The sequence below is a fragment of the Vibrio sp. THAF190c genome, assembly GCF_009363355.1.
GTDB classification, from domain to species: domain Bacteria; phylum Pseudomonadota; class Gammaproteobacteria; order Enterobacterales; family Vibrionaceae; genus Vibrio; species Vibrio fortis_A.
On the sequence record NZ_CP045338.1, the window covers coordinates 2,425,740 to 2,447,174 of the forward strand.

Annotated in this window: 22 protein-coding genes and 1 pseudogene; 10 read left to right on the forward strand and 13 right to left on the reverse strand. The window is 44.0% G+C overall.

Annotated elements, in window-relative coordinates:
* Positions 1-63 precede the first annotated feature (63 nt).
* Complete coding sequence (gene asnB / locus FIV04_RS10740; RefSeq protein WP_032551843.1) at positions 64-1,728, forward strand: asparagine synthase B; 1,665 nt, start codon at positions 64-66, stop codon at positions 1,726-1,728.
* A 73-nt stretch (positions 1,729-1,801) separates the two neighbouring features.
* Here the strand turns inward: asnB and rfaH are convergent, their stop codons facing one another.
* Complete coding sequence (rfaH, locus tag FIV04_RS10745) at positions 1,802-2,320, reverse strand: transcription/translation regulatory transformer protein RfaH (protein ID WP_152469117.1); 519 nt, start codon at positions 2,318-2,320, stop codon at positions 1,802-1,804.
* A gap of 438 nt (positions 2,321-2,758) precedes the next feature.
* On the opposite strand from rfaH, the gene FIV04_RS10750 reads away from it, so the two are divergent.
* Entirely contained in the window at positions 2,759-4,150 is a 1,392-nt protein-coding gene (locus FIV04_RS10750) for a peptide MFS transporter (protein WP_152469118.1), read from the forward strand.
* 83 nt (positions 4,151-4,233) lie between these two features.
* On the opposite strand, the gene hemH is transcribed toward FIV04_RS10750, so the two are convergent.
* From hemH to htpG, 3 genes are all read right to left on the reverse strand, one after another.
* Positions 4,234-5,196 carry a ferrochelatase gene (hemH, locus tag FIV04_RS10755; RefSeq protein WP_152469119.1) on the reverse strand — a complete coding sequence of 321 codons (963 nt, stop codon included), beginning with the start codon at positions 5,194-5,196 and terminating at the stop codon, positions 4,234-4,236.
* Between the two features lie 219 nt (positions 5,197-5,415).
* Complete coding sequence (adk, locus tag FIV04_RS10760; RefSeq protein WP_032551838.1) at positions 5,416-6,060, reverse strand: adenylate kinase; 645 nt, start codon at positions 6,058-6,060, stop codon at positions 5,416-5,418.
* Between the two features lie 354 nt (positions 6,061-6,414).
* Complete coding sequence (htpG, locus tag FIV04_RS10765; protein ID WP_150869074.1) at positions 6,415-8,319, reverse strand: molecular chaperone HtpG; 1,905 nt, start codon at positions 8,317-8,319, stop codon at positions 6,415-6,417.
* Between the two features lie 272 nt (positions 8,320-8,591).
* On the opposite strand from htpG, the gene FIV04_RS10770 reads away from it, so the two are divergent.
* The 3 genes from FIV04_RS10770 to FIV04_RS10780 all read left to right on the forward strand — a co-directional run bounded on the left by FIV04_RS10770 (position 8,592) and on the right by FIV04_RS10780 (position 10,428).
* Positions 8,592-9,497, forward strand: coding sequence for a transcriptional regulator (locus tag FIV04_RS10770; protein ID WP_152469120.1), 906 nt, complete (start codon positions 8,592-8,594; stop codon positions 9,495-9,497).
* Between the two features lies 1 nt (position 9,498).
* On the forward strand, positions 9,499-10,014 hold the full coding sequence (locus FIV04_RS10775) for a regulatory protein ToxS (RefSeq protein WP_032551835.1): 516 nt from the start codon (positions 9,499-9,501) through the stop codon (positions 10,012-10,014).
* A gap of 108 nt (positions 10,015-10,122) precedes the next feature.
* On the forward strand, positions 10,123-10,428 hold the full coding sequence (locus FIV04_RS10780) for a SelT/SelW/SelH family protein (RefSeq protein WP_150869077.1): 306 nt from the start codon (positions 10,123-10,125) through the stop codon (positions 10,426-10,428).
* Positions 10,429-10,482: 54 nt separating this feature from the next.
* On the opposite strand, the gene yfcE is transcribed toward FIV04_RS10780, so the two are convergent.
* The 5 genes from yfcE to FIV04_RS10805 are packed head-to-tail and all read right to left on the reverse strand — an operon-like array spanning position 10,483 to position 13,389.
* On the reverse strand, positions 10,483-11,028 hold the full coding sequence (gene yfcE, locus FIV04_RS10785) for a phosphodiesterase (protein ID WP_152469121.1): 546 nt from the start codon (positions 11,026-11,028) through the stop codon (positions 10,483-10,485).
* A gap of 44 nt (positions 11,029-11,072) precedes the next feature.
* Complete coding sequence (locus FIV04_RS10790) at positions 11,073-11,483, reverse strand: CBS domain-containing protein (protein WP_032551831.1); 411 nt, start codon at positions 11,481-11,483, stop codon at positions 11,073-11,075.
* Complete coding sequence (locus FIV04_RS10795) at positions 11,480-11,830, reverse strand: P-II family nitrogen regulator (RefSeq protein WP_150869079.1); 351 nt, start codon at positions 11,828-11,830, stop codon at positions 11,480-11,482. The genes FIV04_RS10790 and FIV04_RS10795 overlap by 4 nt, the downstream gene beginning before the upstream one ends.
* Positions 11,831-12,658, reverse strand: coding sequence for a DUF1538 domain-containing protein (locus FIV04_RS10800; RefSeq protein ID WP_152469122.1), 828 nt, complete (start codon positions 12,656-12,658; stop codon positions 11,831-11,833).
* On the reverse strand, positions 12,655-13,389 hold the full coding sequence (locus FIV04_RS10805; RefSeq protein WP_032551829.1) for a DUF1538 domain-containing protein: 735 nt from the start codon (positions 13,387-13,389) through the stop codon (positions 12,655-12,657). Before FIV04_RS10805 ends, FIV04_RS10800 begins: the two co-directional genes overlap by 4 nt.
* 302 nt (positions 13,390-13,691) lie before the next feature.
* Here FIV04_RS10805 and FIV04_RS10810 point away from each other — a divergent pair, with 302 nt between their 5' ends.
* The 5 genes from FIV04_RS10810 to FIV04_RS10830 all read left to right on the forward strand — a co-directional run bounded on the left by FIV04_RS10810 (position 13,692) and on the right by FIV04_RS10830 (position 18,281).
* A complete protein-coding gene (locus FIV04_RS10810) occupies positions 13,692-14,606 on the forward strand; it encodes a TIGR01777 family oxidoreductase (protein ID WP_152469123.1) in 915 nt (304 codons plus the stop codon).
* A 47-nt stretch (positions 14,607-14,653) separates the two neighbouring features.
* The gene (locus FIV04_RS10815; protein ID WP_152469124.1) at positions 14,654-15,481 is read left to right on the forward strand and encodes an SDR family oxidoreductase; all 828 of its coding nucleotides are present in this window, start codon (positions 14,654-14,656) and stop codon (positions 15,479-15,481) included.
* A gap of 379 nt (positions 15,482-15,860) precedes the next feature.
* Positions 15,861-16,715: a co-chaperone YbbN gene (locus tag FIV04_RS10820; RefSeq protein WP_152469125.1), complete on the forward strand. Its 855-nt coding sequence runs from the start codon at positions 15,861-15,863 to the stop codon at positions 16,713-16,715.
* A 180-nt stretch (positions 16,716-16,895) separates the two neighbouring features.
* On the forward strand, positions 16,896-17,822 hold the full coding sequence (locus FIV04_RS10825) for an SPFH domain-containing protein (RefSeq protein ID WP_032551825.1): 927 nt from the start codon (positions 16,896-16,898) through the stop codon (positions 17,820-17,822).
* 3 nt (positions 17,823-17,825) lie between these two features.
* Positions 17,826-18,281, forward strand: coding sequence for an NfeD family protein (locus tag FIV04_RS10830; RefSeq protein ID WP_032551824.1), 456 nt, complete (start codon positions 17,826-17,828; stop codon positions 18,279-18,281).
* A 61-nt stretch (positions 18,282-18,342) separates the two neighbouring features.
* Here FIV04_RS10830 and cueR read toward each other — a convergent pair whose 3' ends face one another.
* The 4 genes and pseudogenes from cueR to FIV04_RS27385 all read right to left on the reverse strand — a co-directional run.
* Entirely contained in the window at positions 18,343-18,735 is a 393-nt protein-coding gene (cueR, locus tag FIV04_RS10835) for a Cu(I)-responsive transcriptional regulator (RefSeq protein ID WP_150869084.1), read from the reverse strand.
* Positions 18,736-19,278: 543 nt separating this feature from the next.
* The gene (locus FIV04_RS10840) at positions 19,279-20,088 is read right to left on the reverse strand and encodes a DUF2057 domain-containing protein (RefSeq protein ID WP_152469126.1); all 810 of its coding nucleotides are present in this window, start codon (positions 20,086-20,088) and stop codon (positions 19,279-19,281) included.
* Positions 20,089-20,210: 122 nt separating this feature from the next.
* Positions 20,211-21,338, reverse strand: a complete 1,128-nt coding sequence (locus FIV04_RS10845) for a porin (protein WP_152469127.1) — start codon at positions 21,336-21,338, stop codon at positions 20,211-20,213.
* Positions 21,322-21,426 (reverse strand): annotated as a pseudogene (locus FIV04_RS27385) (DNA ligase); the annotation flags it as partial. The pseudogene FIV04_RS27385 and the gene FIV04_RS10845, both read right to left, overlap by 17 nt.
* Between the last annotated feature and the right edge of the window lie 9 nt (positions 21,427-21,435).

Consider the following 21,435-nt stretch of genomic DNA (forward strand, 5'->3'; position numbering starts at 1 on the left):
ATTTTTTAACCAGAATGGCAAATTGAATGCAGTTGATTTGGAAATGATTTGAAAGGAAGTTCTATGTGTTCAGTATTTGGCATTCTTGATATTAAAAGTGATGCTGCAGCACTTCGCCCTGTTGCTCTAGAGATGTCTAAAAAACTCCGCCACCGTGGTCCAGACTGGTCTGGTATTTACGCAAGCGACAAAGCAATTCTTGCTCACGAGCGTCTAGCTATCGTCGGCCTAAATAGCGGTGCACAGCCTCTATACAGCCAAGACAAAAAACACATCTTGGCAGTAAATGGCGAAATTTATAACCACAAAGAACTTCGCGCTCGTTACCAAGATAAATACGAATTCCAAACGGATTCTGACTGTGAAGTTATCTTGGCACTATACCAAGAGCTTGGTGCAGACCTGCTTGAAGAGCTAAACGGTATTTTTGCATTCGTACTGTACGATGAAGAGAAAGACGAATACCTTGTTGGTCGTGACCACATCGGTATTATCCCTCTATACCAAGGTTATGATGAGCACGGTAACTACTACGTTGCCTCAGAAATGAAGGCACTAGTGCCAGTATGTAAAACAGTGAGCGAATTCCCTCCTGGTTGTTCATACGGTTCAAAAGATGCTGAGCCTCAACGCTACTACGTTCGTGACTGGAACGAATACGCAGCGGTACAAGGTAACTCAACCAGCAAAGAAGAGCTGACAGAAGCACTAGAAGCTGCGGTTAAACGCCAACTAATGACTGACGTTCCTTACGGTGTACTTCTATCCGGCGGTTTGGACTCATCTATCACATCTGCAGTAGCGAAACGCTTTGCGGCAATGCGTATCGAAGACGATGAGCAGTCTGAAGCTTGGTGGCCACAACTACACTCTTTCGCTGTTGGCCTTGAAGGCGCGCCTGACTTAGTCGCTGCTCGTGAAGTTGCTGACAAGATTGGTACGGTTCACCACGAAATGACCTACACAATCCAAGAAGGTCTGGATGCGATTCGCGATGTTATCTACCACATTGAAACTTACGATGTGACCACCATCCGTGCATCTACTCCAATGTACCTACTTGCTCGTAAGATCAAAGCGATGGGTATCAAGATGGTACTTTCTGGTGAGGGTGCGGATGAGATCTTCGGCGGCTACTTGTACTTCCACAAAGCACCGAACGCAAAAGAGTTCCATGAAGAGACAGTACGTAAACTTCTAGCTCTGAACATGTTTGACTGTGCTCGTGCTAACAAATCTCTAGCCGCTTGGGGTGTTGAAGGTCGTGTACCTTTCTTAGACAAAGAGTTTATTGATGTAGCAATGCGTCTAAACCCAGAAGATAAGATGTGTGGTAACGGTAAGATGGAAAAACACATCCTGCGTGAGTGTTTTGAACACTACCTACCAGACTCTATCGCATGGCGTCAGAAAGAGCAGTTCTCAGATGGTGTAGGCTACGATTGGATCGATACTCTGAAAGCAACAGCGGAAGCGAAAGTAACCGACCAGCAAATGGAAACAGCGAAATTCCGTTTCCCATACAACACGCCAACAACCAAAGAAGGTTACGCTTACCGTGAGATATTTGAAGAGTTGTTCCCGCTAGAGTCTGCAGCAGAGTGTGTACCAGGTGGTCCATCTGTCGCATGTTCATCTGCGAAAGCGATTGAGTGGGATGAGTCATTCAAGAACAATGCTGACCCTTCAGGTCGTGCTGTTAAAGCGGTTCACAACGACTCTTACTAGAAACCAGCATTCTAGAAAATCAAAAAAGGCGCTCACAGCGCCTTTTTTATTATCCAATGATTCGAAAGTCAGATTAGATACGCGCTGCTAGCGCTGCATTCTCAATGCTTACCGGAACCACTTGACTGATCATCTGTACCAGCATTATGGAGCGTGCTTCACCATCTTTTTCATGGTAAACCGCCTTGATACCTGCAAACTGACCACTGCAGATCTCAACCACATCACCTGCTTGATAGTCTGGACACAACTGCGGACAATCATCCACTGGGTAGCCCTGACACTCTCGTTCAATCTGCTTCAGTTCGTAAATCAGATCACCTTGGACCTCATGTGGCATCGCGCCAAATTTTATGAAATCCACCACGCCTCGTGTTGAACGCAACGTAGTAAAGCTTGGGCCCTGTTCATAGTCAAATCGAACAAAAATGTAAGAAGGAAACAGCGGCTCTTTGACACGCATCTTTTTTCCTCTAACAACTTTTTCGACTTCAAGTTGAGGATAGAAACACTCTACCCCCTGATTTTCCATATGCTGCTTCGCTCGGAGTTGCTCTCCTCGCTTACAGTAAAGTAGATACCAACGTTTCATTTTCCTAGCCATTTTGTATTTTTTTTACATCTTAACATAGCCAAATTCGGATTAACTCACGTTAATGACATGAATTGCCTATCGCTAACAAATATTGCGGAATAGACCAATTAATCAACAAAAATAACTTTATCGATAACCACAAACCGAACTATACAGTAAAGCGTACCTAAAAATACAGAGCAAAATACATACGCTTACAAATCACAAATTGTTACTTACAAGCTAAAAAGCCATCAATAACACCTTATTCAATAATGGAAAATTAGTTTGCAGCACATAAATACCGTCCAACATTTCCAATAAAACCAAACTAAATCATCTACTTAACAAATTTTAATTGTCATCACTATAAAAACACCCTATTGCAGCTTTTTATCTGGGTATGTATACATGAGTGACTATAAAATCTTTTAATATCTAAAATTAGTAAAACTTATGCCAAACACACACAACATCTTCGGCCATCCAAGAGGGCTGTTTCTACTCTTTAGTACAGAGCTGTGGGAGCGCTTCTCCTACTATGCAATGCGTGCCATCCTTGTTCTGTTTTTAACAGATACCACCATCAATGGCGGCCTAGGTTGGTCAACCAAAGACGCACTGGACCTTTACGGTATCTACACTGGTCTTGTTTACATTACCCCACTTATTGGCGGCTGGATTGCAGACAACTACCTAGGTCAACGTAAATCTATTCTCATTGGTGGCGTGTTGATGGCATTGGGTCAGTTCACTTTAGCACTACCTAACGGCTTTATGGGATTAGACCAGGTGAGCGCACTTTACCTTGGCTTGGCTCTACTGATCAGCGGTAACGGCATGTTCAAGCCAAACATCTCAACTATGGTTGGCGACCTTTATCAAGAAGGCGACAATCGTCGTGACGGCGCATTTACTATTTTCTACATGGGCATCAACCTAGGAGCACTACTGGGTGGTCTAATTTCTGGTGCTGCTGTGGATTCATATGGTTGGAAAGCCGGTTTCCTTGCTGCAGGTATCGGTATGGTCATCAGCCTTGTTATGCAAATGACAATGGCCCAATCTTGGTTAGGCGATATCGGCTCCGTACCAGCGGCTGCTCGTGCAAAAGCGCTAAGCAAATCGAAAGAAAAAGCGCCACTGACTAAGGAAGAGTTCGATCGACTAAAAGTTATTTTGATCATGGGTCTGTTCGTAATTGTTTTCTGGGCTGGCTTTGAACAAGCGGGCGGTCTAATGAACATCTACACCCAACAATACACTGACCGTATGATTGGTGATTTTGAGGTACCAGCTGCCTGGTTCCAATCTCTAAACCCATTCTTCATTATTACGCTAGCACCAATTATCGCTGCATTTTGGGTGAAACTAGGCAAGCGTGAACCAAACTCACCGGTCAAGTTTGCTATGGCTCTATTCTTCTTAGCTCTTGGCTTCGTTTGTATGATCGGTGCTGTTATGGAACAAGGTGGCGATCTGAGCGTTAAGACCTCAATGCTATGGTTAGTTGGCGCGTTCTTCTTCCATACTCTTGGTGAGTTGTGCCTATCGCCGATTGGGCTATCACTAGTAACGAAACTGGCTCCTCTTCGCCTCGCTTCTTTGATGATGGGTGCATGGTTCGGTTTCAATGCGATCGCAAACTATGTAGCTGGTCTAGTGGGTTCTCACGTCGGTGAGCTAGGTGCAATGGCTATCTTTAGTGGTATTGCTATCTCAGCAACGATTAGTGGTGTAATTCTACTTCTTTGTGCGAACAAGCTAGTTGCTTGGATGCATGGTGTCGAAGGCAACCCTGTGAATACCAAGTCAGAAGAGACTAGTGCACAAACTTCGCTAGCTTAATACTAGACTCAACAAACAGTAGATAAATAAAAAGGAGTGGCTCTGTGAGTCACTCCTTTTCTGTTTTCAATAATGCCGTTTAACTATCGATGCATCTCGACGAGTTCTGCCATCATTTGGATGTGTTCTTCATTGTCGTTGAGGCACTTAATATAACTGAAGGCTTCGCCACCAGCTTCAATGAAGGTCTCTTTGCATTGATCAGAGATCTCTTCCAATGTTTCCAAGCAATCTACAGAGAACGCCGGAGCCATGATGTCGAGCTTCTTAATGCCTTGCTTTGGCAACTCTTCTAACGTTTCGTCCGTATATGGCTTTAGCCACTCTTCACGACCAAAGCGCGACTGATACGTCATGGTAATCTTGTCTGCAGACAAACCAAGCTCTTTAGCTAACAACTCGGTCGTTTTCTCACAATGTTGAGGATAAATATCACCTTGGTCAGCCAAACGCTTCGGAATACCGTGGAAAGAACAAACAAGATGGTCACCTTGCCCATTTTCACGCCAATGCTTTCTCACACTCTCAGCCAGAGCTTTAACGTAGCTTGGATGACTGTAGTAATCACGGATAAAGCGGTAGCCCGGTATCACTGGCAGTTGCTTGAACGCTTTGGTGAGTCCGTCAGAGACTGCAGCCGTCGTTGTACCAGAATATTGAGGGTAAAGTGGTAGTACAATGACCTCTTCGACACCTTGCGCCATCAGGGCTTCAATACCGGATTTTAGACTTGGGTTGCCATAAGTCATACCAAGCGCAACTGGCATCTGCAATTTATCTTGTAGCTTAGCGACCTGACGTTGGGAATAAACCAACAGAGGCGACCCTTGATCCATCCACACAGAATGGTAGAGCTTTGCAACTTTAGGTGAGCGGATTGGTAAGATCACACCATGAAGAATCGGGCACCAAAGCCAGCGAGTGAGGCTCACAACTCGCTTGTCATGCAAAAATTCGCTTAAAAAACGGCGCACAGCTGCAGGCGTTGCTGCATCAGGTGTCCCTAAGTTCACCAACAACACACCCTGCTTTTTTTTATTTTCCATAGATACCTGAGACCATTAATGAAATTTGGAAAGCTTTATACTCAGCCAGTTACTCTAGGGATCACCTTGATATACCTATTCAAATTCTCAGCTCGTTTTGTGTAATCTAACAACCACTTTAGCGATTACATAATCGAACCTGACTGAGCATCAATATAAAAAAAGCGACCTAACCGGTCGCTTCCAATATATCAAATTATAAAACTGGCTGTTAGCCAATTATGCTAGTGCTTTCTCAAGTTCTGCACTAACTTCAGCAACTTGCTTAGTACCGTCAAATTTAAGGTACTTAGTGTTACCCGCTTCAGCTTCTTTACCGTAGTAAGCGATAAGTGGTGCTGTTTGCTCATGGTAAACACCTAGACGAGCACGAACTGTTTCTTCTTTGTCGTCATCACGTACAACTAGCTCTTCACCAGTTACGTCATCTTTACCTTCTTCTTTAGGCGGGTTGTACACAACGTGGTATGTACGGCCAGAAGGAAGGTGAGCACGACGACCAGCCATACGCTCAACAATCACATCATCAGCTACGTCAAATTCAACAACGTAATCTACAGCGATACCCATCTCTTTTAGGCCATCAGCTTGTGGGATTGTGCGTGGGAAACCGTCAAGTAGGAAACCTTTTTCGCAGTCATCTTGAGCGATACGCTCTTTGATTAGACCAAGGATAATTTCATCAGAAACTAGCTGACCAGCGTCGATTACTGATTTAGCTTGCTTACCAAGCTCAGTACCCGCTTTGATAGCAGCACGTAGCATGTCACCAGTTGAAATTTGAGGGATACCAAATTTGTTCATGATGAAGTTTGCTTGAGTGCCTTTACCCGCGCCAGGAGCACCTAGAAGAATGATGCGCATGTTTAATCCTCTTATAAAATTATGATTTATACCGAAGCTCACTATTTGATTTCACAGTTGACGAATAGAGTTCAAAAACTGCAAAAATAAGCACAACGGTAAGTTTCGGTATAACGTTTAAAAATCATACAGGTAGAAACCAATTTAACGATTGCTACCCGATTAGGTCGAGCATTCTACCACATTAATATTCATTATGGCTGAATTTAAGACTAAAGAATGTAAGGTTGAAGATCGATGCCTCACTCCTTGATATTTTTTAACCTAATGGCGACCGTTCAACGACGTTCATTAAAAAAGCCCGCATTTGCGAGCTTTTTAATACAATTAGACTTTTAGCCCAAAGTCGAAAGCTTAGCGTTTCGACAATAGTTCATTGATTGCACCCAAGAACTGTGATGGATCTTCCATTGAGCCCTTCTCTGCCAACATTGCTTGACCAAGTAGAAGCTCAACCCAGCGACCAAACGCTTGTTCGTCCGCTTCATCAGCCATTTGCTTAACAAGTGCATGTTCAGGGTTAATCTCGAAGATGTATTTCACTTCAGGTGCCGCCTGACCAGCAGCTTCAAGAAGCTTCGCCATTTGCGTGCCCATTTCGAAATCATCGGTAACAACAACTGCTGGTGTGTTTGCCAGCTTGAACGTTGTACGAACCTCTTTAACACGATCACCTAGGTAAGATTGAGTGCGCTCGATAACAGACTTGAACTCTTCTTCTGTCTCTTTCTGCTTTTCTTTCTCTTCTTCACCTTCGAACTTGCTTAGATCTAGGCCAGCCTTAGTGATAGATTGGAACTGTTTACCGTCGAACTCAGTTAGGTAGTTCATCAAGAATTCGTCGATACGATCAAACATCAGTACCACCTCAATCCCTTTCGCTTTAAATTGCTCTAGGTGAGGACTGTTCTTCGCTGCTGTGTAGCTGTCTGCCGTCAAGTAGTAGATCTTATCTTGACCTTCTTTCATACGCTCAACGTAAGACGCTAGGCTGATTGCCTGTTCAGAAGACTCCACTTCCGTTGAAGCAAAGCGCAGTAGGCCGGCAATCTTCTCTTTGTTTGCCATGTCTTCTGCTGGACCTTCTTTCATTACTAGGCCAAACTCTTTCCAGAACTCTAGGTACTTCTCGTTGTCATTTTTTGCCATGCGCTCAAGCATAGTAAGTACACGCTTGGTACATGCACCACGAAGAGACTGAGTTACCTTGTTATCTTGCAGAATTTCACGTGATACGTTCAGCGGTAGATCGTTTGAGTCAATCAGGCCGCGTACGAAACGCATGTAAGATGGCATAAATTGCTCTGCGTCATCCATGATGAACACACGTTGTACATAAAGCTTTAAGCCGCTCTTGTGGTCACGGTTCATCATGTCCCAAGGTGCTTTAGATGGGATGTAAAGCAGGCTTGTGTAGTCGTTTTTACCTTCAACTTTGTTGTGGCTCCAAGTCAGAGCGTCAGCAAAGTCGTGAGAAACATGCTTGTAGAACTCTTGGTACTCTTCTTTAGTAATGTCTGACTTGTTACGAGTCCAAAGCGCTTGAGCTTTGTTGATTTGCTCCCACTTCTTCTCTTCGGTGTCTTTACCTTCGTCATCTTTGACTGCGGTTAGAATCGAAACTGGGATGCCGATATGGTCAGAGTATTTGCTGATTACATCGCGTAGACGCCATTCATTTAGGAATTCTTTACCTTCGTCGCGCATGTGAAGGATGATGTCAGTACCACGAGACTCTTTTGAGATGGTCTCAATTGTGTACTCACCTTCACCCGCAGAGTGCCATTGAACCGCTTCGTCGTTTGCTAAGCCAGCAGCGCGAGTACGAACAGTTACTGCGTCCGCAACGATAAATGCCGAGTAAAAACCAACACCGAATTGACCAATCAATTGAGAGTCTTTGCTTTGGTCTTCAGAAAGCTTAGAGAAAAAGTCTGCTGTGCCTGATTTTGCGATCGTACCTAAATGCTCGATCACATCTTCGCGGCTCATACCAATACCATTATCAGAAATGGTTAGGGTGTTTGCGTCAGCATCGAAAGAAAGCTTCACGCCAAGGTCAGCATCGCCTTGGTACAAATCACCGTTTGATAATGCTTGGAAACGCAGCTTGTCTGCAGCGTCAGATGCATTTGAGATCAGTTCACGAAGGAAGATCTCTTTGTTTGAATATAGTGAGTGAATCATCAAGTGAAGCAACTGCTTAACTTCTGATTGAAAGCCACGAGTCTCTTTATTTTGCGTTGCTGTTTCGCTCATTTTTACTCCAAAACATCTATACTTTAAACGTCAAAATCGGAAGGATGTTCTGTTTGTCCCCCCAGCATGTTCATTAACATGAGGATGACAATTGTAAATTCAAGGTCAAAAATCATAAAAACACTGTTTTTTTGATCTGTTTTTATTATGCTAAGGATCATAAATATAAAAGAACATAAAAGAATCATGATTTAGATGGAATTGAAGCTGAATTCCTTCGCAATTTGTCTATTTCGCATCCAAAAAACCACTCAAAAACATAGAAGAGTTCAATGAGCAATATCGGCACAAAGTTTATTCTCGCGCAGCGATTTGTATTTGACCCTAATAGTAATTCCCTCGTTGATCAGACCAACGAAGGCGAGATCGTTCGTTTAGGCAGCAATGAAAGCCGCATTCTCCTTATGCTTTCAGAAAGACCGAATGAAGTGATCACTCGAAACGAACTTCACGAATACGTATGGCGCGACCAAGGTTTCGAGGTTGATGACTCAAGCCTAACTCAAGCAATCTCTACGCTGCGTAAAATGCTCAAAGACTCAACCAAATCCCCTGAGTTTGTAAAAACTGTGCCAAAGCGCGGTTACCAGTTTATTGCTACAGTAGAACGTTCAGCGCCGTTTTCATCAAGCGATCAAACCGCTTCAATGGAAAAACAAGAAGTTGCAGCGGAAGCAGTGAGTTCGGCACAAACTCCAGTTGAAGAGGCCGTTGAAGCAGCACCTGTTGAGCCAGTTGTATCTCCAACACCAGCCGCTAAGCCTGAAGTCCCTAGCCAAAATGCTAACGCTAATGCAGCTTCACCTGATGAAAATAAATGGCTATATCGCGCACTGTGCTTCTTAGCGATTCTACTGCCGATCTTAGTTGTTACGTTTACGAATCCTGCTGAGTCTGAGTTCCGAACGTTGACAGAAGTAGACGGTGTACAGATCCAATCACCAATTAATCACCCAGATTTATCGGGCTGGATTCCTGCGATTGAAAAATGTGTCACGCACTACAATGCAGAGCATGGTGGTCAGCTCAAGCCGACACAGATCATTGCGACTGGCGGCCAAACCAATAACTTGGCTCTTAACTACATCCATGCGCAAGAGTACTCAAGTGAGAACATCACACTAAGACTTTACGCTAACCAAACTGACCTAAGTGAAATTTGTAAGGGTGACCAGTAATATGAAATTAAAAATCTCACTCGCGTTACTCGTAGCTTCTGCACTATTCAGCGGTTGGTTGTATTGGGGCAGCGATGCCAAGGTTGAGCGCCTTTTAACTGCACATGAGTGGCAGTCAAAGATGGTGACTCTCATTACTGAAAACAAGCAAGAAGACACAATTGGTCCACTGCGTAAGGTAGAGCTATCTTCAAATGCTAAGTATCTACCAAACGGCACATATCTAAGAATGTCGATTGTTAGACTGTACGGTACAGAAACGGCACCAGCCAATGTCATCAACATTTCAGAGACTGGACAGTGGGACATCAACGACAACTACTTACTAGTATCACCAACTGAGTTTAAAGATGTGACTTCGGCGCAGCGCCAAGACTTCTCACAACAGCAGCTGGATTTGATCACTCAAGTCATCAAAATGGATGCTGAGCAAAGTAGAAGAATTGATATCGTAAATCCAAAGGCACTGTTATTAACTAGCTTGAACCACGGTTCTACAGTATTGTTTTCTAACTAAGTCACTCAACAATTACGATAAAAAAGGGGCATTACGCCCCTTTTTGCTATCTATGACTATATATTTGGTAAAACGAACGAATCCATACCATCGATGAGAGAACACGACATGGAACAATCTACTCTTAATCAAGCTTCTGATAAGCCAACAGTCACTATCTATTACTGCCGCCAGTGTAATTGGATGTTGCGCGCTAGCTGGTTATCTCAAGAGCTTCTGCACACCTTTAGTGAAGAGCTTGGCGCAGTAACGCTTTGTCCAGATACAGGTGGTCGATTCGAGATTTTTTGTAATGGAGTACAAATCTGGGACAGAAAAGCCGAAGGTGGATTCCCTGAAGCAAAAATACTCAAACAGAGAGTTCGTAATATTATTGCTCCAGAGCGAGATTTGGGCCACGTCGATTCAAAATAATCTCAGACCCTGTGTTTCAGACTGGGTTATAAAGTAGCTTAAAAGCAGATTCTCTTATAGAGCGCAGCTTTTCAACACTTCGCCATCGAAACTCACGACCGAAAACAATCCGTTCTCATAGAGACCATAACTGGCTGGGTGGCCATCACGAGGAAAGGTGACAGAGCTTGGATTAAAGATGAAAATTTCATCTTGGTACTCTGCAACTGGGATATGAGTATGGCCATGAGCAATAACGTCACCTGAATTCAATGGCGGACGCTTGTTGGTGTTATACAGATGACCATGAGTCAGAAAGATACGCTGTCCAGTAGGCAACAACACCCACGAGTAATCCATCATCATAGGGAAAGAAAGCAGCATCTGATCCACTTCACTATCGCAGTTACCTCGTACTGCAATAATCTGCGAAGCAAACTCATTTAATTTATCCGCAACAGCTGGAGGATTGTAACCTTCAGGAACTGGGTTTCTTGGCCCATGGTTTAGGGTATCGCCCAATAGCACTAAGTATTGGGCACCGGATGCCTTGTATAGCTCTAGCACTTTTTCAGTTGCTGGTAGCGAACCATGTAAGTCTGAAGCAAAAAATAATTTCACGCGCACATCTCCATAAAAACTATGGGCCTATTGTACGGTTACACTTACTTCACGTCATCCTTCGCCATGCCATTTATCACGATATTATTGTAACTGACCATGCCGATTATTTTTCCCTCTTGAATTACCGGAGCTCGGCTCACACCGAAACGTTCAAACAATCGAGCGCAATACTTAACATTCATATCCGCTGATACACTCAACGCGGGCTTAGTCATGATTTCGTAGATATTAGTCCGTTGCGGCGCTCGATTCTTGGCCAAGACCTGTTTAGCAATATCATTCATCAACACAATACCGTACTCATCACCATCGTGACGTTTATCAACGATGAGCGCTTTGACCTGATGCTGCCTAGCTAACCTGATCGCTTCATCAACGGTGATCAATCCATCCACAATAATGTAGGTATTCGCCATTACGTCAGCGACGCACATTGTTTGTTGTTCGCTCATAGCTTGTCCTCAACAACCTTGGTTAATGTTTCAACTTGGTGGGCTACGCCGACGGCATCCTCAACGTCGATCTGTACCGCAATCCCCTGTCCCGATTCTTGGTCGAATTCGCCCACCTCACTGATGGTTTCTAGAATATGGCGAGACAAGTGCTCCTCAACGACAAATAAAACTACGTCTTTCTGGACCTCTAGCGTTAACCCAAAAAATGTTCGCTTTTGATTAAGCCCTTCTCCACGAGCATTGCTGATCACCGTTGCGCCTGTCGCCCCAGCACCGCGCGCCGCATCAAGAACGATGTCCGTCTTACTGTCTTCAACAAAGGCTAAAATGAGTTTGAAACGCATCTACTGCTCCTTATATTCTTGTGATTGAACTTCTTGTGGCTGAGCTTTCTCTGGTTCTGTCCGCTGTGATTGATTGAGCCATTGAGTGATTTGTGCGTAACACATGACAGAAATAATTGGGAAGAGGCTGGCAAAAGCGATCAAACCAAAGCCGTCTATAACTGGGTTTCGACCAGGGACAGTCGAAGCTAAACCGAGTCCTAATGCGGTAACCAAAGGTACTGTAACCGTGGATGTCGTTACACCTCCTGAATCATACGCTAGGGGCACAATCAGCTTCGGTGCATAAAATGTCTGAATGACCACCACCACATAGCCACAAATAATGTAGTAATGAATAGGATCGCCCGCGACAATCCGATAGCTCCCTAAAGAGATACCAATGGCCACCCCTAAGGCGACGGCAATACGAAGCCCATTGACGCTAATACTGCCACCTGAGACCTGATTCGCCTTAATAGCAACTGCGATAAGTGAAGGCTCGGCTATCGTGGTACTAAAGCCGATAAAGAAAGCGAAAAGATAGACCCAATAATAGTCAAACCAACCAAGCTGCTGACCATCGCTGAATTTAAAGTTACTCAAAAAGTCTGGAGCCGTCAGCTGCATTGCCATCGTCTCTCCCAATGGGAACAAGGCAAGTTCTAGCCCCATTAAGAAAAGCGTTAAACCCAGTATGACGTAAAAAAAGCCAAGAATGACTCTAATCAGATTGGTAACAGGCTTGCGAAGAACGGCCAACTGAAAGCCGAAAATGATAGCCGCAATCGGTATCACATCTGTCACAGTGCCTAAAAATGTATCGATAAATAGGTTCAAACTCATCATGCGATCACCATCCCATATACCATCACAAACATCATTGGCAGTAGAGAGGCGAAGGCGATCAGGCCAAAGCCATCAATCATAGGGTTACGGCCTTTTATCGAAGAAGCCAGCCCAACCCCTAAAGCTGTGACAAGAGGGACGGTAATAGTTGATGTGGTTACCCCACCCGAGTCATAGGCGATACCGATTATGTTTTCTGGAGCAAATGCTGTCAGGATGACGACGCCCACATAGCCGCCAATGATCATGAAATGGATCGGCCAACCTTTCAGGATACGCAGCACGCCAAGCACGATCGCTAGTCCAACAGAGAGAGCTACTGTGACACGGAGGCCGTTGGCATACTCTTCCATCTCTTGGTTAGAATTAGGAATCACCCCACCTTCTGCCGCGACTTCTGCAGCCTCATCAGCGACTGCTGTCAATGCGGGTTCAGCGATAGTGGTGCCAAAACCCAAACAGAATGCAAAAATCAACAGCCACATGACGCTACCCTTGCGAGCAAACGCCTGTGCCATCGACTCACCAATAGGAAAGAGTCCCATTTCCAGTCCAAAGATAAAAAAGGTCAACCCCAGTACAACGAGTAACAGACCACTTAAGATTGAAAATAGATTTGGGAGTGGCTCTTGCAGCACCACCAGCTGAAAGAATGCAATAACAACGACAATGGGCAGCAAATCTCTTAGGCTACCGAGCATGGCTTTCATCAAAGCAAGTATCGCTGTCATCAAATCTCCTTGGCTATCGAGTTAGTGCGGGCAAATTAACCACACAGTGAGTGTTACTTCTCAAATAAGCATGACAAATTATCCTTCGTTGTTATGTGACTCGCATTAAGCACTCAGTAACATATTGAAACATTTTCGCTAAACTGTGAACACAACCACCCACTAAAGTTAACGCGCAATCTATTCCACTCTTTGCGCTATCACATGAATGAAACCTTATGATCGTTATATAGTTTTCTGCGTATTGGTTGGCAGACTAAAACAAGCCGGGTCTATAATTAATAAATTAAGAGGAGGTTGGTATGAAGATATTGTTGACGGGTGGCACTGGGTTTATTGGCTCAGAATTGATCAAAAGCTGGCAGACAGACGAAGTGACACTGCTCACTAGAGATCCGTCAAAAGCACAGAGCGCACTCAGCCACCTCAATCAAAATAATCTTCACTACATCACATCGTTGGATGAGCTTTCTGATCTGAATAACTTTGACGCGGTAATAAATTTAGCTGGTGAACCCATTGCCGATAAACGCTGGAGCTCACAACAGAAAGAGCGTATCTGTCAAAGTCGTTGGCACATTACCGAGAAAATCGTGGAACTGATTCACGCAAGTACTAACCCACCGAGCGTGTTTATTAGTGGGTCCGCCGTCGGTTATTACGGCGATCAACAAGAACACCCTTTTGACGAGGCTCTGCATGTTTCAGACGATAGCTTCCCGCATAAGGTGTGTGCGCACTGGGAAGAGATAGCCAAGCGTGCTCAATCAGAAAACACCAGAGTCGTGCTACTCAGAACGGGGATTGTCTTGGGAGAACACGGCGGCGCACTAAAGAAAATGCTACTGCCGTATAAGCTTGGTTTGGGTGGGCCGTTAGGTTCAGGTAACCAATATATGCCCTGGATCCACCTTCTCGATATGATTCGAGCAATCAACCACTTGCTCAAAACCCCCCACGCTCAAGGGGAATTCAATATGTGCGCCCCTCACCCTGCAACCAACAAACAGTTCAGTCGCACCCTAGCCAAGCAGCTTGGTCGACCACACATCTTATTCACGCCGAAGTGGGCTATGTCATTAATGATGGGCGAATCCTCATGCCTACTGTTTGACAGCATTCGCGCTAAACCAAAGAAACTCACTGAAATGGGCTTTATATTCAGTTACTCAAGAATTGAACCTGCATTGAAAAACTTGTTACAACATCAAGACTAATTCCTTTAACCTAAGGAAAGGTAACAGACCCTAGGAAAGGAACCCCCGTGACGAAATCAATATTGATTACTGGATGCTCAACCGGTATTGGCTACACCTGTGCTCACGCCCTCAAACAACGAGGCTTTCATGTGATTGCATCGTGCCGCAACGAGCAAGATGTCATAAAACTGCAGCAGGAAGGGTTAGATTGCATTCAACTCGATCTCAACAATGAACAGAGTATTGAACGAGGCATCGAACAAGCATTCGAGTTGGCCCCTAATGGCCTATATGCCGTATTTAATAATGGCGCTTATGGCCAACCGGGCGCGTTAGAAGATCTACCAACGCAAGGGTTACGCGACCAATTCCAAACCAATTTTTTCGGCTGGCATCATCTGATTCGCTTAGTGCTTCCTAGTATGCGTGAACGTGGTGAAGGACGAATCATTCAAAACAGCTCAGTACTTGGTTTCGCAGCGATGAAATATCGGGGTGCTTACAATGCTTCTAAGTTTGCGATTGAGGGATGGACAGATACCCTAAGGCTTGAGCTTCATGGTAGCGGTATCCACATTTCCCTGCTTCAACCAGGTCCGATTGAGACGGAGTTTCGACGCAACGCTCTGGTCGCATTCAATCGTTGGATTAATCCAACCAGTAGTGTTCACAGTCAGTACTATCAACAGCAACAACAGAGACTGGAAAACGAAACATCCGGCAACCGTTTCGTGCTTCCTCCTGAAAGCTGCGTTGAGCCTGCCTATCATGCACTCACTGCCGACAAGCCCAAACTACGCTATCGAGTCACGACGCCAACAAAGATCTTTGCGATCCTAAAACGCCTGCTACCCAACCGTTGGCTGGACCCGATTTTACGTAAAGCAGCCTAACAACAAATAATCGAATAAATCGCAAAAATAATGTAACGATGTAATTTGTTCGTAACAATAAGATGTCATGATTCACATCGTAGCATCAAGCGTCCCTGCTTGATGTATCCATTGAAGGTACATTCATGACTCTTAACACCTTAAACTGGGTTGGTGTGAGTGTTGCCATCACCCTATTTTTACTGTTTTGAGTACTAAAAGGGATTGCACCTCCAACCTGATTGGTAAATGACGCTATGCTTTCGCGCCCTAATAAACGGCGCCGAAAACGTAGCGTTTTTTATTATTAGCCTCTAATTCCTCTTATCCTTTTCACCTTGAAATTACGATGATTGCCCCCATAGTGTTGTTAGCACTCAATTAAACTCAAGGAACGCCGATGCAATCGCCGCATATTGTTGAACTCAATGAACAGAACTTTCGTCAGGTATTAGAAGGTTCGATGCAGACACCTGTTCTGATCCATTTTTGGGCACCAATGAGCCAAGAGAGCGCTCAGATCATCCCTGATCTGCAAACGCTTACCCAGCAGTACAATGGTACATTTACCTTGGCATTACTAAACTGCGAGCAAGAACAAGCGATTGCGAGCCAATTTGGTGTACAAGCACTGCCTACTATTGCTCTATTCGTTAATGGACAGCCAGTAGACGGCCTAGGTGGTCCTCAAACTTTAGAAGCGATTGTTGGCATGCTAAGCAAGCATCTTCCTAGCCAAGATGAATTAGCGCTTCGTCAAGCTTTGGAGCAGATGCAAGCAGGAGAACACCTACAAGCTCTGACTGCAATGCAGCAGTTGCCAGAAGAGCTCACCAGTAAAGGCGAAGTGAAACTAGCGATTGCCGAATGTCTTCTAGAAACGCAACAGTTTGAATTGGCGGAAGCACAACTCGCAGCTATCCCGCTAGAATACCAAGACAACTACTTCAAAGGCTTAGTGGCAAAACTCGAACTGCACAAACAAGCTGCCGATAGTCCTGAGATCCAAGCATTAGAAGCGAACCTACAAGCTAACCCTAGCGATGCGAAAATCGCTGCGGAACTCGCACTGCAATATCACCAAGTCAATCGAAGTGAAGAAGCGCTTGAGTTGCTGTGGTCATATCTAGTGAAAGACTTAAACGCACTAGACGGTGACATGAAGAAAAGCTTTATGGATATTCTAAGTGCACTTGGCCAAGGTAACGCCAGTGCGAGTAAGTACCGTAGACAGCTCTACTCGCTACTCTACTAGGCTCAATTACTGCGTAAACACTCAATAATTTAGCGAAACAATCAAGCGATAAGAATTCAAAATGGGCCATAAAATCAATGTTTTATGGCCCATTTCTCATTTATAAATTTGCTCAGAGTACAAAATTAAGCCACTATCTTTAAAAGTAAAATTGAAGACTCGTTTAAACAAGGATTTTGTATGGCTATTGATACTCTGATTACTATCGGCGGCTTCACCGTTGTTGCCCTTCTATTTATTTTCGCTGGTGTAAAAACCGTCCCTCAGGGGAACAACTGGACCGTTGAACGTTTCGGTCGTTATACCCACACCCTCAAACCTGGTTTGAATTTGATCATTCCATTCATTGATAGCATTGGTCAAAAGATCAACATGATGGAACGTGTATTAGATATTCCAGCACAAGAAGTTATCTCTAAAGACAACGCGAACGTTGTTATCGATGCAGTCTGTTTCGTACAGGTGATCGATGCGGCAAGAGCCGCTTATGAGGTTAACGATCTTGAGCACGCAATTCGCAACCTAACGCTCACTAACATTCGTACCGTCCTTGGCTCAATGGAACTGGATGAAATGCTAAGCCAACGTGACATGATCAACAGCAAGCTATTAAACATCGTTGATGAAGCCACCAATCCTTGGGGCGTCAAAGTCACTCGTATCGAAATCAAAGACGTGCAACCACCAGCGGATCTGACCGCAGCAATGAACGCACAAATGAAAGCTGAGCGTAACAAACGTGCTGACATCCTAGAGGCAGAAGGTGTGCGACAAGCTGAGATCCTAAAGGCTGAGGGTCACAAGCAGTCAGAAATCTTAAAAGCAGAAGGTGAAAAGCAAGCGGCTATCCTTCAAGCAGAGGCGCGTGAGCGTGCTGCAGAAGCAGAAGCGAAAGCAACGGAAATGGTATCTACGGCGATAGCCCAAGGTGACATGCAAGCGGTAAACTACTTTATCGCTCAAGGTTATACCGATGCGCTTAAATCGATTGGTCAAGCAGAAAATGGTAAGATCATCATGCTGCCACTAGAAGCATCGGGGCTAATGGGCTCAGTTGCGGGTATTGCTGAGATGTTTTCTCACAAAGGAACAAATAACAAGGAGTAGCTGATGATTGAACTGTTAGATCAGGTGAACCACTGGCACTGGCTTGCTTTTGGCTTACTGCTACTTGGATTAGAGCTATTGGGCACTGCAGGGTACTTTCTCTGGATTGGCATCTCAGCAATGATTGTCGGCGCACTACTTGGCGCTTTACCGCTGAGCTGGCAAATGCAATGGCTCTCTTTCGCCAGTTTCTCTCTAATCACCACCTGGCTATGGTGGCGTCGACAACTCAAAAGTGATCGTAAGTCAGATAAAGCTCGAGTTCTCAATCAGCGCGATAAGCAGTTGATAGGAAAAACGACTCGATTGGAAGATGATATCCAGAAAGGTAAATGTCGAATCCGACTCGGCGATACAACTTGGTCAGCCATTACTGCGACTGACATAACCGCAGGAACCGAAGTTGTGGTCACAGCGGTTGATGGTATTGTTCTCACTATCGCACCAGTAAACAAGTAATCACTAGGCCCTAGGCCATTAGGATGTATGTGAACACAACGTACTATGCTAATGGCCTAATCTATTGCTCATCGACCAGATCATTAATGATCGGGCAATGACTGTTAGTATCTCCAGGACACTTCTCAACCCACCCCTCTAATGTTGTCTTTATCGCCATCAAATCCGAAATTTTTCGATTCACTTCATCAAGCTTACTTTGAGCCTTAGCTTTGACATCGGCACTTTCTCGGCAAGGGTTGTCAGCTAAAGCGACCAATTCTTTACACTCTTCTAAAGAAAATCCGGCGCTTCTTGCCTTGGCAACCACGCTCAACTCTTTTAATTGCTTCTGAGTATAGGTTCGATAGCCATTTTCTGAACGCATTGGCTCAGAAATCACGCCTTTATCTTCGTACAGACGAATCGACTTCGTGGATAGGTTGGTTAGCTTAGCAACTTCACTTATATTCATGATATTACTCAAATCATTAGCTGAGTAAGGCCGTTTTCCTCACTCATAAATCATCATATTACACTCGTAATCATACACCCAAATACACTCGAGGCGTAGCAAAGATAATAAGAGAAAATAAAGCTTGCGAATTATGGTCAGTTTCGCTGACTTTTAAGTTAAACGAGCAAATTTCAACAAATAGGCGCTACGTAATTTCAATAAGTTACTGATTAATTTAACCAAACTATCGATTGTTATTTTTTATAAGAAATTTTTATATTTTTTTGATCTTTGAGAAATAGTTCACATACTAATGAGTATCTCTTATTTGAAGGGATTTTAAGTGAGGTGTCATTATGAAATATTTTTTAGCATTTGCGTGTAGTTTACTTTTTAGTTTCTCTGTATCGGCTCAGAACGTTGGAAGCACAGCTTCAGGTCCAATCGTAAAGTGTGAATCAAATAACGGAGTGGTTGAACATGTACCAATCATTATCTGTAAACACAGCAATGGGAAAGTACACTATTAAAAAAGGAGCCGTTAGGCTCCTTTCAAGGAATTTAGTAATCGAGTAATGATTTAATAATTAAATTTCTCTCGTCGTTTGACGCTTTTTCGAACCAATAGCTGAACATCTCAACTTCTTTTGAAGTTGTGTCGATACTATTCTTTACTCCATTGCGATTAGCAACAGCCCACGAAATGGTAGAATCTCGTTCGTCGACAGGGATTTCCTTAAACCAATAATTAGACATATCAACTGCTTTGGTTGTAGGCCCAGCTTCTACTGGTGGTGTCACAACAGCTGTTGATGTGGCCACAATCGCAGTCTGGGAAGCTGAACGCTCTTTAGCTGTTTTTACAATCGCTTCGATGTAGCCTGCAGGAATAGAGAAAGAAATACTATTAGAATTTGATGCCTGGACATCAAAAACTAAGTCCTTATATGGGGCCTGATCAAAAGAATCACTTTCAATAGGAAATTGGATGTATTGTGTTTGCGTACAAATATCGCTACAAGTTTCTGCAGCCGCTGCATAAGGCTTTAATTTAACCTTTTCTTCAGTCCCTTGGACAAATGCGGTTCGATACTCGTTGTAGTTCTTAAAATACTGTAGCTCCATTGTAATGTATGAATCTGGAGCGGAATTATTTCCATAAGGCTGAACGTAATTCAACTCAAGTGAAGAATTAACCAACTGCCCTTGATTTACTTTTATCACGTCAGGTGTTAGAGATTCACCTATCACTACCTTGTAGTTTTGCTTGCTATCTATGCGCTTAACCGCATCGGAAAAATCACTATTAGAATCTAATGTTGTACACCCTAGAAGAAAGAAAGGTATCGAGGCTAAAGCTATTTTTTTCATATTAACGACCTTGGGGATTCCCCTTAATATTAATCGATGCCCTTAGATTCGAAGGCAACACATAAACTAATAAGCGCTGGCTTTTAACGGCCAGCGCAATAATTATTCGAGCAAAGAGTGTCTTAGAAACCGTACTCTAAGCCAATACGTGTAACAAACGTATCTGTTTGTGCACCACCAGATTTGATATCACGTTGTGCAAGACGGATGTATGGAACAAATCCATTGTGAACATACATTAGCTGACCAGAGATAACGCTATCTTCATCATCCTGTTTAACACCGGCGGTTTTAGACTCCATGTTAGCAGCATAGCCTAACTTAAAGCCCCATGGACCATTCCAGTATTGACCGATTACAGAGTAAGAAGATTGCTCAGATTTAGCGCCACCCTGAACATCTGACTCACCAGACTTGTATGCCGCTGAGATACCAAAACCAGCAGGCAGTGAAGCTTCGAAGCCAACTAAGTAGCCGAAAGTATCAGCCATTTCAGCATCAGTTGCGGCAATAGCATCACCAAAATTGATACCTGTACCACAACCTGCCGCTTCTACACATGTGCTCGCAGCTGTTGCTGCCTTTAACTGACGATCTGATTCAGCTTCTACTGCTGCGTGGAAAGTAATAGTATCAGCTAGACGGTAATGAGCAGCTGCACCATAGAAGTAGTTATCTTTAACGCTAGAGTCACCACGACCTGTTGCTAGGTTAAATGTGAAACCATTTAAGTCAGCAGAATCGTAACGAGCCATATCGCCATGACGGTCACGGTTGTATTTAACATCACCGCCCCAGTCCCATACTGCGCCCAGACCTGGGTTTGCGTATGGCCAGTCAATTACTTCGTACATTGGTGTTAGCATACGACCGAAACGAACTTTACCCCAATCACCTTGTAGGCCTAAGAACGTATCACGGTTACCTAGCGTAGCACCGTCACCATTTTCACCCACGTAACCCGATTCGATCTGCATAAAGATATTTACGTTATCGAACATATCTTTACTTGCACGGAAACCGATACGAGATTCATTCTCGTAGTCGTAGCCAGTACCGGTATCAGTTTTAACGCCGCCTTCCGTTTTTTCAGAATCATAGTTAACGACTGAGATCGCTGCCACACCGTAAGCTTGCACATTAAAGTCAGAGATAATACCAACTTGTGAAGACTCAGATGCCATTGCACCAGAAGAGATCATTGCTACTGCCGCACCTAATAGAGTGCGCTTGAAAATTTTGTTGTCCATGGAATAAAACTCCTAAAAATGGATATAGCTGTTTGATTATTTCTCACCTAAAGTTGGCCGCCGTAGAGAGAAATACCTTTTCTTGTTTAGAACCTCT